The organism is Fibrobacter sp. UBA4297 (genome assembly GCF_002394865.1).
In the GTDB taxonomy this organism is placed as follows: Bacteria; Fibrobacterota; Fibrobacteria; order Fibrobacterales; family Fibrobacteraceae; genus Fibrobacter.
Window position 1 is genome coordinate 68,767 of sequence record NZ_DGUZ01000023.1, and the last position, 15,131, is coordinate 83,897.

At 47.7% G+C, this 15,131-nt stretch carries 17 protein-coding genes; 6 read left to right on the forward strand and 11 right to left on the reverse strand.

The annotated features are described in order from the left end of the window. Positions 1–70: 70 nt before the first annotated feature. A complete protein-coding gene (gene epmA / locus B3A20_RS14135) occupies positions 71–1,042 on the reverse strand; it encodes an EF-P lysine aminoacylase EpmA (RefSeq protein ID WP_088660795.1) in 972 nt (323 codons plus the stop codon). Beyond that, complete coding sequence (locus B3A20_RS14140) at positions 1,042–2,421, reverse strand: FISUMP domain-containing protein (RefSeq protein ID WP_290766110.1); 1,380 nt, start codon at positions 2,419–2,421, stop codon at positions 1,042–1,044. The genes epmA and B3A20_RS14140 overlap by 1 nt, the downstream gene beginning before the upstream one ends. 199 nt (positions 2,422–2,620) lie before the next feature. On the opposite strand from B3A20_RS14140, the gene B3A20_RS14145 reads away from it, so the two are divergent. Together B3A20_RS14145 and B3A20_RS14150 are read left to right on the forward strand one after the other, a co-directional pair. Then, positions 2,621–3,844: an aminotransferase class V-fold PLP-dependent enzyme gene (locus B3A20_RS14145; protein WP_290766113.1), complete on the forward strand. Its 1,224-nt coding sequence runs from the start codon at positions 2,621–2,623 to the stop codon at positions 3,842–3,844. A 24-nt stretch (positions 3,845–3,868) separates the two neighbouring features. Next, on the forward strand, positions 3,869–4,702 hold the full coding sequence (locus B3A20_RS14150; RefSeq protein WP_290766116.1) for a tRNA threonylcarbamoyladenosine dehydratase: 834 nt from the start codon (positions 3,869–3,871) through the stop codon (positions 4,700–4,702). A 135-nt stretch (positions 4,703–4,837) separates the two neighbouring features. Here B3A20_RS14150 and B3A20_RS14155 read toward each other — a convergent pair whose 3' ends face one another. The 9 genes from B3A20_RS14155 to B3A20_RS14195 form a co-directional block, all read right to left on the reverse strand. Further along, positions 4,838–5,281, reverse strand: coding sequence for a hypothetical protein (locus tag B3A20_RS14155; RefSeq protein ID WP_290766119.1), 444 nt, complete (start codon positions 5,279–5,281; stop codon positions 4,838–4,840). Further along, complete coding sequence (locus tag B3A20_RS14160; RefSeq protein ID WP_290766122.1) at positions 5,278–5,613, reverse strand: Rpn family recombination-promoting nuclease/putative transposase; 336 nt, start codon at positions 5,611–5,613, stop codon at positions 5,278–5,280. Before B3A20_RS14160 ends, B3A20_RS14155 begins: the two co-directional genes overlap by 4 nt. 71 nt (positions 5,614–5,684) lie before the next feature. Then, positions 5,685–5,834, reverse strand: a complete 150-nt coding sequence (locus B3A20_RS14165; RefSeq protein ID WP_170861499.1) for a hypothetical protein — start codon at positions 5,832–5,834, stop codon at positions 5,685–5,687. A 124-nt stretch (positions 5,835–5,958) separates the two neighbouring features. Continuing rightward, the gene (locus B3A20_RS14170) at positions 5,959–6,660 is read right to left on the reverse strand and encodes a hypothetical protein (RefSeq protein WP_290766127.1); all 702 of its coding nucleotides are present in this window, start codon (positions 6,658–6,660) and stop codon (positions 5,959–5,961) included. An 11-nt stretch (positions 6,661–6,671) separates the two neighbouring features. Next, a complete protein-coding gene (locus B3A20_RS14175; protein ID WP_290766129.1) occupies positions 6,672–6,908 on the reverse strand; it encodes a hypothetical protein in 237 nt (78 codons plus the stop codon). Positions 6,909–7,068: 160 nt separating this feature from the next. Then, positions 7,069–7,734, reverse strand: coding sequence for an EcsC family protein (locus tag B3A20_RS14180; RefSeq protein WP_290766131.1), 666 nt, complete (start codon positions 7,732–7,734; stop codon positions 7,069–7,071). 11 nt (positions 7,735–7,745) lie between these two features. Next, positions 7,746–8,369, reverse strand: a complete 624-nt coding sequence (locus B3A20_RS14185; RefSeq protein ID WP_290766133.1) for a hypothetical protein — start codon at positions 8,367–8,369, stop codon at positions 7,746–7,748. 474 nt (positions 8,370–8,843) lie between these two features. Continuing rightward, positions 8,844–10,130: an ATP-binding protein gene (locus tag B3A20_RS14190; protein ID WP_290766135.1), complete on the reverse strand. Its 1,287-nt coding sequence runs from the start codon at positions 10,128–10,130 to the stop codon at positions 8,844–8,846. A gap of 213 nt (positions 10,131–10,343) precedes the next feature. After that, entirely contained in the window at positions 10,344–10,865 is a 522-nt protein-coding gene (locus B3A20_RS14195) for a phospholipase D-like domain-containing protein (protein WP_290766137.1), read from the reverse strand. Between the two features lie 392 nt (positions 10,866–11,257). Here B3A20_RS14195 and B3A20_RS14200 point away from each other — a divergent pair, with 392 nt between their 5' ends. The 4 genes from B3A20_RS14200 (at position 11,258) to B3A20_RS14215 (ending at position 15,082) form a co-directional block, all read left to right on the forward strand. After that, positions 11,258–12,259, forward strand: coding sequence for an Rpn family recombination-promoting nuclease/putative transposase (locus B3A20_RS14200; RefSeq protein WP_290766138.1), 1,002 nt, complete (start codon positions 11,258–11,260; stop codon positions 12,257–12,259). Between the two features lie 82 nt (positions 12,260–12,341). Further along, positions 12,342–12,554: a hypothetical protein gene (locus B3A20_RS14205; RefSeq protein ID WP_290766140.1), complete on the forward strand. Its 213-nt coding sequence runs from the start codon at positions 12,342–12,344 to the stop codon at positions 12,552–12,554. Between the two features lie 48 nt (positions 12,555–12,602). After that, a complete protein-coding gene (locus tag B3A20_RS14210) occupies positions 12,603–13,355 on the forward strand; it encodes a helix-turn-helix transcriptional regulator (protein ID WP_290766142.1) in 753 nt (250 codons plus the stop codon). Between the two features lie 440 nt (positions 13,356–13,795). Continuing rightward, a complete protein-coding gene (locus B3A20_RS14215) occupies positions 13,796–15,082 on the forward strand; it encodes an O-acetylhomoserine aminocarboxypropyltransferase/cysteine synthase family protein (RefSeq protein WP_290766144.1) in 1,287 nt (428 codons plus the stop codon). Positions 15,083–15,131: the final 49 nt, after the last annotated feature.

Consider the following 15,131-nt stretch of genomic DNA (forward strand, 5'->3'; position numbering starts at 1 on the left):
AGAGAAAAATAATGGCACTTCGTGCGTCTTTATAGGGCGGCTTAGCCGCGATTTCCTCTCTTTCGTCTACTCACGCTATCGGGCTTGGGAAGAGGATCACGTCGGCGATTTCTTCTTTGCCGAGGGCGAGCATGAACAGGCGGTCGAGCCCGAGAGCCACACCAGAGCAAGCAGGCATTCCCGATTCAAGAGCTGCAAGGAACCGTTCGTCAATAGGCGGTAAGGGCTTGTTCATCCCCTTACGAATTTCCAAATCAGCATAGAAACGACGACGCTGTTCCACCGGGTCCGTAAGTTCCGTATAGCCATTGCAAAGTTCCACCTGGTTCACGAAAAGCTCAAAGCGGCGAGCCCACGTGTAGCCTTCATCATCCACGTACGTCTGTGCGAGAGCCGCCTGCGAGGGCGGGTAATCCAAGATGAACTCGGGACCATTGCTTGCGAGTGCGGGTTCCACGAGGAAGACCATGAGATAGTCCCACCAATCTTCGCGCGTGAGCGTTTCGCTCTTTTCGGGCACAGGAATTTCGCGAGCGCGGCAAGCATCTGCAAAGTCTGTAAGCTTTTCGCAGAACGGATTCACGCCAGCGTAATTCTTGAAAGCATCAATCCAGCGGGTGCGGCGGGCGTTTAATTTGGTTCCAATGATTTCGCTCACGAGGTCTTCGACTTCGTCCATGAGTTTGTCCTGAGGCATACCCACGCGGTACCATTCCACCATCGAGAACTCGTTATTGTGGTGACCGCCAAATTCATCCTTGCGGAACGACTTTGTAATCTGGAAAATGTCACCGAACTTTGCAGCAAGCAAACGCTTCATGTGAAATTCCGGACTCGTCATCATGAACCGCTTCGGGTCTTCAATCTCAAAGTAATCGAGCTGCGGATCCGTTCCACCGTATGCAGAAAGCACAGGCGTCTCGACTTCGAGCGCATTACGACGAACAAAGAAATCACGGACGCGGGCCATCAGCGCCTGGCGCTTGACCCAAGTTTCACGCGTGCAAGTGGGCGCAAACGCGCCCGAGTTCAAATTTTCCATTACTCGTTAGCTCCGGCTACACAACGGACCGCAAGATAGAAACTCGGGTCCACGGAGATGGAGCCGACATCCTTATCGGAGCTGAACATTGTGCGGGCCTTGCCACGAGAATCCTCTTCAACATCGGCAGTCCAGAAATAGGCGCCCTCACCCATCGTCGTGCAGACGCCGGTCTTGTTGGCGTAGCCACCGAACATGGCCGTGAAGGCATAATCGTCGCTGCCGTTGCTCTTGAGCTTGAGTGCAGCAGAGCGTGCGCCACCGGCGTATTCTTCAAGCTTTTTCCAGTCCGCATCCGTGGCGAGATGGTAGCCTGCCGGGCAAGCCTTCTTGGCAGCTTCCTGCGTGTAGAGACGGCCGAACGTCTTGCAATTTGCATCGTCGCGGTCGTAGCAAATCGAGCCATCCGGATCGTTGTAGTTCAAGTTCTCGACGAACCAGTCTACGCCACCGATTTCCTTGACCTTGTAAACTTGTTTGTCTCGTTTGTCCACAAAGTTCTTAAACACCGGGCAGCGAGTGCTGAAGCCAGCTTCAGAAAGAATCGGATCGACTTTGCCCTTCCAGGCCGTGCAGAAGCGGAACAACTGACCGCCCGGGAGCGAAGCACCCTTATGCTTGGCGGCCCAAGACTTCACGTAATGGAGACCCGTCACAGCGGTATCGGGAATCGAGAGCACCTTGGCATACTTGCCAGCGAGTGCGGCATACGTACCGGCAACAGACATCGGAGCCTTCCAGAAGCCATCAGAAAGACCTTCGCGCAAGCTTGCAAAAACCGGAGACGGCTTGTAGACCTTAATCGTCTTGTCCACCATCTGTTCGGGTTTCGTCTTGCAGTTCACATCGTGGTCAATGGCCATCAATGAATTTGCATCCACCTTGCACTGGGCAATGCACTTTGTTCGTGCAGCGCCTTTCTTGGGGCACGGTTTCCAGACCGTGGTATCGACACTCACGAGCGACTGTTTTCCAAAAGCCTTCGTCTTCGTTGCCGCCTTAGCCACCTCGTCAAGCGTCTTGAGAGCCTTTGCACTCCCCTTCTCGCCATCGGCGAGCAAATACTTGATGACACCCGAGCAGGCATTCGCGGCATTCGCCATCGAGCACACCTTCGGACCAAAGCCATACGCAAACTGGGACGGGCAAGCAGCAAACGCTTCATCCGGCATCTGCTTAAAATGCTTGCCATAAATGTTCGTCGCATTCTTCGCAGACATCTTGCCGCAATAGATCTCTTCGAGCTCGCCGGAATTGACAATCTTTTTCACCTTTTTCCAGTTATTGGAATCAACGGCCTTGCGGAGCGCTTCTTGGGCAAAACCACCCTGCGCCAAAATTGCAGAACAAATCAAACTTGCTATAAAAAGATTCTTCATCTAAACCTCTTTTAAAACTTAACTGGATCCTTCGACTTCGCTCAGGATGACAAATCCTAAGTCGGGATGATACATGAATAGTTTTAATATATAACGAATTATAAACAATCCCTAATGAATAATCAAAAAAAATCTTGAACCCTAATAATATTTTACTTGAATTTGACTCCGGCTATAGAGGATTTCTATCTTTTGGGGCATGAACGCAGAAGTCTTACGCAATGAATTCCCGATGTTGGTCGCAGGCGACAAAGAAGCAAAGCCGCTCGCCTTTTTGGACAGCACCGCCACGACCCAGAAGCCCGCAAGCGTCATCGACGCGATGGACGATTTTTACCGCGAGCACTACAGCTCCGTGAAGCGCGGAGTTTACCGCCTGAGCGCACGCACCACAGAAGCCTTTGAAAAGACCCGCAAAGACGTTGCGAAGTTTATCAACGCAAAATCCGAAGACGAAATCGTCTTTACTCGCGGCACCACCGAAAGCATCAATCTCGTTGCCTGGAGCTATGGACGCAAGTTCTTTGAAGCGGGCGATGAGATTTTAATCAGCGGTTTGGAACACCACGCAAACATTGTGAGCTGGCAGCTCGTCGCCGAAATGAAGGGCGCAAAGATCAAGGTCATTCCCGTCCGCGATGACGGCGATTTGGACTTGAGCAAGCTCCCAGAACTTTTGACACCACGTACCAAGATGGTCGCCGTCGCCCACGTGAGCAACTCCGTCGGCACAGTGAACCCGATTGCAGAAATCATTGCAACCGTCCGCAAGCTTGCTCCGCAAGCAAAAATTTTGATTGACGCCGCCCAGAGTTCTAGCCACATCAAGATTGACGTGCAGAAGCTCGACTGCGATTTTCTCGCATTCAGCGGCCACAAGATGTACGGCCCGACTGGCATCGGCGTTCTTTACGGCAAGTACGACGTGCTCGACAGCATGCCACCTTGGCATGGCGGTGGCGAAATGATCAAGAACGTCACGTTTGAAAAGACGACTTACGCCGACGTTCCAGCACGCTTTGAAGCAGGCACGCCTGCCATTGCCGAAGTCATCGGACTTGGAAAAGCCATTGAATGGCTGAACAACGTCGGCCTCGACAACATCCGCAAGCACGAAGAACAAATTACGCAGTACGCTCTGAAGCAGCTCGCCGAAATCCCGCAAGTAAAAGTCCTCGGCAACCCGAAGGAACGCGGCGCGCTCATCAGCATTACATTGGACGGAATTGCCGTCGGTGATGCCGCCATGATTCTCGACGAAGAAAACGTCGCCGTGCGTAGCGGACACCATTGCGCACAACCGGTGATGGACCGCTTTGGCGTAGATGCCACGCTCCGCCTGAGCTTTGGCGTGTACACGCTCGAACGAGACATCGACCGATTTGTTGCAGGTATCAAGCGCGTTTTGCGTTTGTTCGGGTAAATTCCGCTAGTTTGCAGGATTCTCATGGGAATTGAAAAAGGGATTTTCAATCGTACATCGCTCCTTCTCGGGAACGATGTTATGGACCGTATCTATCAAAAACGCGTCATCATTTTTGGACTCGGCGGAGTCGGCAGTTGGTGTGCCGAAAGCCTGGTCCGTTCCGGCATCAAGGAACTCGTCCTTGTTGATTCTGACCGCGTGTGCGTTACCAACGTGAACCGACAGCTGATGGCGACCACCAAAACCGTGGGCCAAGTCAAAGTCGAAGTTCTCAAGAACCGCTTGTTAGAAATCAACCCGCATGCAAACATCATTGCGTTGCAAGACATCTACGAAGAAGCAAACACCGAGAAGTTCCAACTAGACACATTCGACTACATCATCGACGCGATCGACAGCCTCGAAAACAAGATGCAGTTGCTTTGGCACGCCACACGCACCAAGGCTACCGTATTCTCATCGATGGGCGCGGCTCTCAAGATGGACCCGACGCGAATCAAGGTTGCCGAATTCTGGAAAGTTGCCGGATGCCCGCTCGCCCGAGCACTGCGCGACAAGTTCAAACGCAAAAAGAAAAAGCTCGCCAAAAAAGTGTTGTGTGTCTACAGCGACGAACTCTTGAAAAACCGCGGTCAAAATTCTTCTTGCGGAACCGCCGCTTGCATGTGTCCTAAAGTCCGCCAAGAACGCAGTGAAGCGGAACTCAAGAACGCCGAACTTGTCGATCACGAATGGTGTAGCAGCAAGGCTCAAATCAACGGCACCATGGCACATGCCACGGCCATTTTCGGCTTTATGATTGCAGGTCTTGTGATGAACGACATTTATCAGAAAGCGTTAGCGCAATCTGAGTGATTTAACTTGCTCTTGACTTTTTTAACTTAATAAGTTAAAAACCAATCTTTCACGAAGCGGACGACAATCAATGTCGCCCGCAAAATCCCCTTAAATTTTTGATGAAGATGCCCCATAAAGGGCATCTTCCACGCATCATTTACTTGACGCCTTTTCCTGCATCGCCTTGGCTTCCTGAATTTTTTCTTCAGGAATTCCAAGCTTGCGCATAATGTCCAACGCATTATCGAAACCCTTTTCGAGTCCCTTTTCAAGGCCTTCTTCTCGACCGGCTTTTTCAGCGGCACGGCGGGCATCCCCGGCGCTTACAAAGCCCATCCTCTGTCCGATACTTTTCCATGCCATCTGAAGTTCCTCCACGGTACTTTCGTCAATATACTCTCCTAAATATAGTATGATTTTCTCAACAAGGGTAGCCTGCTCAGCGCTAGACATTTTACGAAGAATAGTTTCAACATTCGGGATAGCCGCCTTAAATCCTTCAGGACTGAAAGCGTACTTCATCGCCATCGCTCCGACAGCCGCCGCAGGGGAATCAGATTCAACACAGGCAATATCGTCAGCCAAGGCAAGATTCACAAGTACACACTCAAAAGGAAGCTCATTCCCCTGAAATTTAGCACGCTCTTCTCCTGTTTGGACTTGTGTTCCAAAAGAATGCCGACATTAATTTCACCGCCTCCCGAAAGATGTGCCTTGAACGCAATGTCCGCCTCGCCGCGTTCGCCAACTTCGCTGTAGGTGTCCGGCAGACGCACAAGCGTATCTAAGTTTACACCCGCAAGAATCCTATCAAGATCGCTATTGTTTTTACTGCAGATGTTCAACAGCGCCTTGGCATTCTTGGGAATGCTATACACATAGCGGAAGAATCCATCATGGTCACGCGAACGTGTTTTTTCTTGACTCATTTAGCCTCCTGATTAAAAAAGAAAAACATCCGATTTTTTCGGATGCCTGAGGCCATTTCAAGGGTCATGCATTAAAAGCTACCGTTCAGCCTCATCAAAATAATTATCACTTCCGCATACACCAGCATCTGTGCGTAATACCAAATTATCGCCATAGCAACAAAAACAAAAATAAGCTTGAAAAGCACTACAGGAGTCAATGGAACATTTTTCTTATTCATTTTCAAATCCTCGTAATGTTTTTAATCTAGCTTTGAGATGCGACAAATAATGTCGTCTGCAACAAATCCGTACAAAAAAACTGTTGCATTTTACCGCAACAGTTCAACCTTTTCAAAACAGCTATTATTTCAACCAGTTCTCTTTCAGCCAGCAGCAAAAGAAATCCCGCGAGGTCATGCCGCGAGCTTTTGTGTAGCCCGTCATCGGCTGATTCCAATGGACACTTGACGGATGTTTCGTATAAACGTACTCAATGTTATGCGAGCCAGTCCAATCCCAAAGTTCGCCACCAAAATATTTCGGATAATCAAAGCCCTCCGCCTGCTTGCAAACGCGAGAACTCAAGAACACAAACATATCCGGCTTCAGAATTTCTAGGACCTTGACGAAATTGCAAATAGCTTGTTCGCAGTCAATTTCCTTGCCGCCGTAAGCATTCCACAAATCTTCGATTCCAGTCGTGCAATCAGCAGGACGCAAAAAGTAATTGAGGAACGCCACCTGATGCCAGCCATTGCCTCCGCTCGGCAGCACCAAATTCAAGCAACGGTCAATCTCTTTCCCGAAACGCCCGCTCTTGCCCTCGCGAGTCCCGCGTGTATTGCACCAATTGCATTCATCTTCCGTAAGCGACGGAGTTCCATACCACGAATCCGCATCGTGATGCACCGTAGCACCTTCGGGTAAGTAAAAGCTCTCGCCCACAAGCAATAGCTTTTTATGCATCGAAGATTCATAATTATCCCCTACAAAGGGCATCATATACGGATGCGATCTGTAGAATGGGATGGATAGAAAGCGAGAATCGTAAGTAGTATTGGACATAGTATCTCCAATTACAGAGCCGGTTCGTGGCCGCCCCTCGAAGGACTTTTAACGCAACGGGCGTTCACCATAGCAAATATCGTCGGGAATTGCAGCCCGCAATACTTGCAAGTGTACTTAGACTTTTCAGAACCCTCGTACAGCACGTGATTTGCACCACCGCCCTGCTTTGCACAGCGAGCATGCACTAGCGCAAAAACCGAAGGGAAAGCGATTCCGCAATATTTACAGTAGAACTTTGGGGACATTGATTCATTTACAACATTTTAGTTCCATAAAAAATACCAAACTATTTCCGCAATTAGACCTACAATAAATGTACAGCCCATATCACCGCAAAAAAAAGCTACAGCAGCTAAAACAAGCCATATACAAACCACAAGGCAACTCATAAATTACCTCTTTGAATCAATCCTCATTTCGGTTCACAATAAAAGCTTCAATGGCGGCATTTCCTACAATATTAGTGGAGACCCCATCAAAAACAGCTCCAACCAAAGCACCTAAAAGTGGAATGCCCTTGCCCACATTAATAACGCCTTTCGACCCAAACTTTGTGATCAAACGGAAACCTACAGCCTGATTGATTTTAGTAAGCATTTTACCCGAAATCATCGGCATTAGCTTTTTCAGCGCAACTTTCTGAGCAATCTCAACACCCGCTTTTTTTGCAACACTAGAAACGCTTTCTCCCAACAAGCAACACTTAATTACAGTCTGTAGTTTATCGTCCTTTAAATCACGAACACCACCAATATAAGCAACAGCAGCGACCATTCGTATTTGAATAAACAACACGCTGGCAACATTAACCGGCAAAGTAGCAAGCATCGTCAAAAAACCGCCAAAACTAGTTACAGCACCATCGACAGCCGCTTTCGCATTTTGCCATCGAACAAGGGCATTTGCAGCATCTAAAGGATTCTTATATTCGGCCAAATAAGATTCAGCAAGTTCGGTAGCCGAATCCGTACCAGGAACTGAACCACTGACCACAGCTTCGTAAATCTTATCGATACCCTTCAAAACTACACTTTGGGATTGATCGTTTGTTTCTTCAGTTGTTGTTTTCATGATTTAATCCTTTATCTAGCTTGTTTAAAATCACCATTTTTCTCATCTCTTTTATACTCTGCTTTAGCTTCTTTCATAACATCCTTGATTTCATCTTTGCTACATACATCCTTAGCTACATTCTCTAAATCTTCGACACTCATTAGATTAATATCTTTTCCTGTTCTAAAAACATGAATAAGCAATTTTAAATAAACATATCCAGAAGTCAATGTCAAAACATAACACAATATTCCAAATGTTGTAACGGAAACTGCAGTTCCCACGACAGGAATAAACGACGCTGCAAAACCTAAAGCAAAACCCGCTAAATACCCAACGGCTCCAACGGCAAGATTCGTCGCAATACCCGATGCCAAAGTTTTCAAAATATTTGACGATATGGACAATCCAATATCACTATTTATTTTAACATACATACCCCAAATACAACCAGCAGAAATAGTTGCAGCAACAACACTTCCTGCACCTGGGAGAGCTCCAGCAGCAGCTGAAGCTATTGCAGCCCCTTTGGAACATGCTTTTACCGTGGACGCTATTTTATGTGGAAGGGCTGCATCAGCTTCTTTATCAATAGACTCAACTAGTTCCGTTGCTATTTTCAATAAATGATAGGCATGATGAATTTCAGACATATTGATATCCTTGTTATAAATTTTCCTTTTCGAGTCCTCACATTCATTCCATTAGTTTTGCCGATAGCCCCAATATAAAATGAGCAGACGACAATTGATGTCGTTTGCTCTCAGATTTCAAAATTCCACAAAAAAAGCGTGGAGTTAATGCGATTACCCTACAGCGGTTCGGCAAAACCTATACGGAATAAATGCAAAAACCCACGCCACGCGGCGTGAACCTATGCAACTCAGTTTTCCGTATATCAAAAATTTTGCCGATTTCTGTAGGAAGCCAAGAGCAAAGCTCAAATTGCGAGAGTCGCAGAAACCAAGCATGCTTGAGTTTATATGACCGAGCATGCCGAGCTTCTGCAAAGCTCAAACTTATGTCAATATGTTACTACTCGATAAAACCTCTTATTATAGTTTACGGTACAAATTTAAACTAAAAATGTAAGAATGGAGCAACAGCCTTCAAAAAAAAGCCAATTTCTACGCCTTTCCAGAGCCAAGGCTCCATTCCAGTGCATTTTTTATGTGAATGGTCTTGTCTTTCACGACTTCATCCCGACTTTCGTCGAAGCAAACTAAAGTCAATTCATTGCACTTGAGTGCGTCCGAAGCCTGGATCAAGGCCGAGGTTTCGCGATTAAACGCTTTGGTAGAATCAATCTCGTATGCGACTTGCACGAGTTCCTTTGCTTTATCTTGTCTGCAAATAACGAAATCAACTTCTTTAGATTGCGACGACGGCTTATAATAATACACGTCATCGAACTCCTTCGCGGCTCGACGCAACAGTTCGATGTAAACCATGTTTTCAAGTCGCCAGCCTAGATTCTCTTGCGAGAGGGCGTTTTCACGATTGGCAATAAATCCCGTATCAATCACATAAGCCTTGCTGTTACGGAGCCGGACTTTGCTCTTGAACGAATGTTTGCTCATCAGCCCAATCAAGAAAGCCTGTTTAAGATAGTCCACGTATTTTATTGCGGTCGTGGTGCTGTTCAGTCCAAAATTCTCAGCCAGGGATTTGTAATTGACCTCTTGGCAAGAATTGTTGATTATGTGATTCGCGATGGTACGGAGAACCTCGGCATGGCGAATTTTGAATCGACCCGCGATATCCTTTAGTATTATAGAATCGAATAAACTTTGTATGTAAGCACGTTTGTTGTTGATGTTTTGCAGTTCCGGGAACCCGCCATATTGCAGATATTCAAGGAAGGCCGATTTACGAGCAGCTTCTGCCTTAGTCGTAACATCTTGCAGATTCACCTGATGAAAGGTACAGTATTCCGCAAACGAAAGCGGATAAAGGCGTATTTCGTTGTAACGTCCGGTCAAGTGCGTTGCAAGTTCGCTACTCAGCAGCTTTGCGTTGGAGCCTGTAACAAACACGTGTAATCCCTGTCGCAAAAGACGGTTCACAAACAAATGCCATCCATCAACATTTTGAATTTCGTCGAGGAGAATGTACTGTAGGTCCGTACCATAGAGCTGATAAAGGCAAAGCAGAAGCGTGTTCAAATCTTCAACGGTAAGCGACATCAGTCGGTCATCGTCAAGATTCGCATAAGCATAATTGATGCCATGATCCTGCAGCACCTTGTGGCATATCGTCGATTTTCCACTGCGACGAACCCCGATGACCACCTGTGCAAGCGAACTATCCATTTCAAACAAGGATTCTTCGCTACGCGACACCCAGGAATTTCGCCTGACAGCAATTTCTTCTTTCTGTTCCGCAAGGACCTGTAGTATCTTTTTTTCGTCCATAAGGCACCTCTTAATGGACTAAAATATATATTTTTATCCATCAAAATGGACTAAAATACAGAAAATAGCCCTTCATAATGGACTAAAATACAATTTCAGCACATTTTTGGCGGAATTTAGTTAATTTCAGTTCTTCACTAGTGCTGGTCTCGGGCAACAGCAACATTCCCAAACCCCAAAGCTGGTTCGAGGCGTTCGAACAGTTGGATTGTATTACTTTATCCTATCTCCGCAGAATTCTTGGCGGCCGCATTTTTCGCAGTGGGCGCCCATCCAAAGCGTGTCAAATTGTTCTATAACGGGTTCGACAATTTCCGGGTCGTTCGTGAGGATTCCCGCTTCGAAGTTGCGACGGAGGGAGCTTTTCATGCCGATGCCGGCTCCAGTCAAGTTTGCAGAGCCGATGTAAGCGGTTTCGAGGTCGAAAATTATCATCTTGAAATGCACTCGCGGACACATGACGCGTTCGAGGTCGGTCGCGAGAATCTTATAGCGGTCGAAATCTTCGCGGAAGTTCGGGCCGGGTTCTTTTGCGTGAATGAGCCGCACGCCCACGCCGCGCTTGAGGAGTCCTGCGAGTTGTCCGAGCAGCGGTATGGAATCGCCGTTCTGCTTCACATATACGTCCTTGATGTCGGCGGTGCCAATCCAGAGCGTTTCGCGGACTGTCGCGATACGGGAAATCACTTCGGAATAGTGTTCTTCGTTTTGGATGTAATTGGTGAAGGTCGGCATAACATCAAATATACATTCCGCAAAAGGGTCTCTTGCATGCACCACAAATTATTTATATATTCATTTTCGTAGAGCATTAATCCCGCTGACCGTGTGTTCGAGCCGGGCGGGCTGTTTAACTCTCTGCTTGGCGTCGACCTCCCTTTGTTTGCTTGACAGGCACGCGATTCGAGGCAGCGTACACCCTATGGGGAAACTGGCCCCCTGACGATCAACGTAGAGCACCATCCATAGCCTTCGAGGCGTGGGAAAACAATCTGTCATAACAGGTTTGTGAATAGGTGTCTTGCGTTTATCTCGCGCCATCCATTCATAAACTATCAACGAATCACGGGAATCCATTCTATATGGATTTCTCACCAAACGCCGATTCATTCGGCAAAAGGAAATTTATGAATAGGGAACAATACGCAGAAATGCTCCGCACCATTAGCGAGGTACATAAGGCGGGAGGCGATATTCACAAGTGCATTAAGGAGTATCGCAAAAAATACAAATACGTCTATATTTACAACGATTCTATCTTTAAGATGTTGTTTGGAAATCCGAATAACATGAGGATGACGGCAAGCTTTTTGAATGCTATTCTCAAGTTGGATGGGGGCGACTGCATTGACAATCTTACTTTTGTGAATCCGGCGGTTGATGGGGCTTTTGTCAAGACGACCACTTCGGATATTGTAGCCGAGAACAAGCGTTTGGAGCGCATCGTTCTGGAGGTTCAGCATGTCGAAGACGAGACTTACAGCGACCGCTTGGTGTTCTATACGGCAAAGCACACGATTGCAAGCAAGCCCCGTGGCGACAGCTACTGGTTGCGGGATTTGAACCTCATCAGTTTGCAGATGTTCAACGGATTCCCAAATTCCAAGAATTACCGCCACAGCATCCGTCTCAAAAATCAGGACAACGAGGAATTTTTCAAGAAGCAGACGGTCACTCTTGTCGAAATTCCCAAGTTTCTCAAGGGCGATTATGCTTCAGATGAAAGTCTTTTGGCACAGTGGCTTAGGGTTATTGACGGGCTTAACAACGAGATTCCGGTTGCCGTGCCAGAAGAATCGATGCTCGGGCTATTGCAGAAAAAGGCGGAATTGAGTATCTTTACTGAAGAGTTTTTGGTAAGTGAGGCTATGGCTATGAGCGACCGCCAATATGAAATGTATGTAGAAAAGAAACACGCCCGCAAAGAAGGTCTTGAAGAAGGCAGAGCAGAAGGACGTGCTGAAGGACGCGCTGAAGGTCGTGCTGAAGGGCTGGCGGAAGGAGCAAATACCAAGGCTCGTGAAATGGCAAAGAAAATGCTTCAGAAGAATAAGCCTCTTGAAGAAATCATTGAATTTACGGAACTCTCCGAGACCGAAGTTCTTTCGATCAAGGCGTCTCTCGCCTAAAAACTTTCCTAAGAATATTAGCAGGCGACATTTATTGTCGTCTGCTTTTTTATATTGGTAAAAAAAGCAGAAGCGAGGTTTTATGGAAAATCCGGGTCGCGGTGAACGCATGGTGCGAATTTTTGTGTACCTGATGGCACACTATAACAATCGTTATAGCGTTACGGATATCATGCAGCATTTGGATATTCCCGCAAGTGAATTGCGAAGCGTGCAGCGCGATATGCAGGCATTGACAAATCTCGAAAGCCATTACATCCAACGCATTACCGACAGCGGCAAGACTTATTACTAGGCGGCGCTCGAACGTGCGAACAAGCTCGTATTCCCGGATTTTGGTGACATGGTTTTGCATTTCGTCTTTTTGCAGCGCATCGCAAACTTGTACCCGGCAACAGCAAGCCTTATCGATGACCTTACCAGAAGAATTACGCAGGATTTGCCCGCGAAACAGCAGGATATTCTGAAGAGCTATTCGAAAGAACTAAACGGTCGCATTCTCTTTATGGGGACTCCGCCAAATTACGACGAAAACGTGAGCAAGAACCTGCCGACTATTCTGAACGCGATTCGTCAAAAGCGTAAAGTACAGATAAAATATACTGACAATTGGGGAACACCGTCAAACAAGCTACGCGTTCCGCTGATGATCGCCATAAGTCATGGAGACATTTATATCGGTTGCGTTTCGCAGCACCACCCCGATAAAACTTACGCGTTAAAATTGCAACGCATTGAATCGGTGAAATTGCTGAAGGAAAATTTTGAAGAAGATCCGAAGGTGGTTGAATCACTGCGCAAGCGCATCCGCACGGGATCGTTGCTTTTGGGCGACCAGAATCCGCAAGAAGAAAAAGTCGTTATTTACTTCCCGAAGTACGCCAAAAACTTTTTGAAAGAACGTCCGTACCACCGTTCCATGAAAATGGAAAACGCGCCAGGCGACGAGATCCGCGTGACAATGAAAGTCGAGGTAAACGAGCTGCTTAAGCAGTGGATTATGTATTACGGGAACATCGCGACGGTCGAACAACCAAAAAAGCTAAAGCAAATGATACTGGAAACAGCAAAAAAGCTCGTGGAAAAGTACGAGTAATTAAGACTTTACTGGATCCTTCGACTTCGTAACTACGTTGCTACGCTCAGGGTGACTCATAAAGAGGCGTTTTTTCGTCAAAAAAACGCCTGCTATTATAAAAAACACGGTCTTGTTATAGTTTTTATTTATAGACAGGCTACTTTTCTTAAAAAAATTTATAATTCACGACTAAATCCTATTGATTTTATAGGATTTAGTTTTTAAATTATGCACATCAAACGAACGAGGCGACCCGCAAGGGAAAAGCCTGGAGGATTTCTCTATGAAATGTCGAATGTGTAACCAAGTCAAAGACGGGCGGGCATAATACCGCCACAAAATTCGCTGAGGCAAACGCCTAGCAAACGATAACTCTCGCGACGCCCATCGCCAACAGTTATAAAACGATCGGGCGATCGCGAAACTTCGCGCCAAGCGCAAAAAAGGATTCTAACAATATGACGACTCAGAACAAGCTCCATTTTGAAACTCTTCAGCTCCACGTCGGTCAGGAGACCGCTGATCCGGCAACCGATTCCCGCGCAGTTCCTATATACCAGACCACTTCTTACGTGTTCCATAACGCTCAGCACGCTTCTGACCGTTTCCACCTGAAGGATGCAGGCAACATTTACGGCCGACTCACCAACACCACGCAGGACGTTTTTGAAAAGCGCATTGCGGCTCTCGAAGGCGGTATCGCAGGCCTTGCGGTCGCTTCTGGCGCAGCAGCCCTCACTTACGCTATCACGGCTCTCGCTCGCAAGGGTGACCATGTTGTCGCACAGCGCACCATCTACGGTGGCACCTACAACCTCTTGGAACACACGCTCCGTCCGTTCGGCATCGACACGACTTTCGTGAACACTCGCGACCTGAAGGAAGTCGAAAGCTCCATCAAGGAAAACACGAAGCTCGTCCTTATCGAAACTCTCGGCAACCCGCACTCTGACATCCCGGATATCGAAGCCATTTCTGAAATCGCCCACAAGCACAAGATTCCGGTGCTCATCGACAACACCTTCGGCACTCCGTACTTGATCCGCCCGCTGGAACACGGCGCAGACATCGTGATCCACTCTGCAACGAAGTTCATCGGCGGCCACGGTACGACTCTCGGCGGCGTGATTGTTGACGGTGGCAAGTTTGACTGGGCTGCTTCTGGCAAGTTCCCGCAGTTCACCGAAACGAACCCGAGCTACGGCGTTCCGTTCACCGCTGCCGCTGGCGCTGCTGCATATATCGTCTACATCCGCGCAATTCTCCTCCGCGACGAAGGCGCTGCAATTTCCCCGTTCAATGCATTCCTCCTGTTGCAGGGCACGGAAACATTGTCCCTCCGTCTTGACCGCCATGTGGAAAACACCAAGAAGGTTCTCGAATTCCTCGTGAAGCACCCGAAGGTTGCAAAGGTGAACCACCCGAGCTTCAAGGACCATCCGGACCACAAACTTTACGAACGTTACTTCCCGAATGGTGGCGGTTCCATCTTCACGTTCGACGTGAAGGGCGGCCAGGCAGAAGCCTTCAAGTTCATTGACAGCCTCAAGATCTTCAGCTTGCTCGCAAACGTCGCTGACGTGAAGAGCCTCGTTGTTCACCCGTACACCACGACCCACTCGGAACTCACTCCGGAAGAACTCGCCGCAGCAGGTATCTCTCCGGCAACGATCCGTCTCTCCATCGGTACGGAACACTACGAAGACATCATCAACGACCTCGCACAGGCACTGGATAACATTTAATAAAAACATCAATAAGGTGATAGGTTGTAGGTGATAGGTTGTAGGTCAG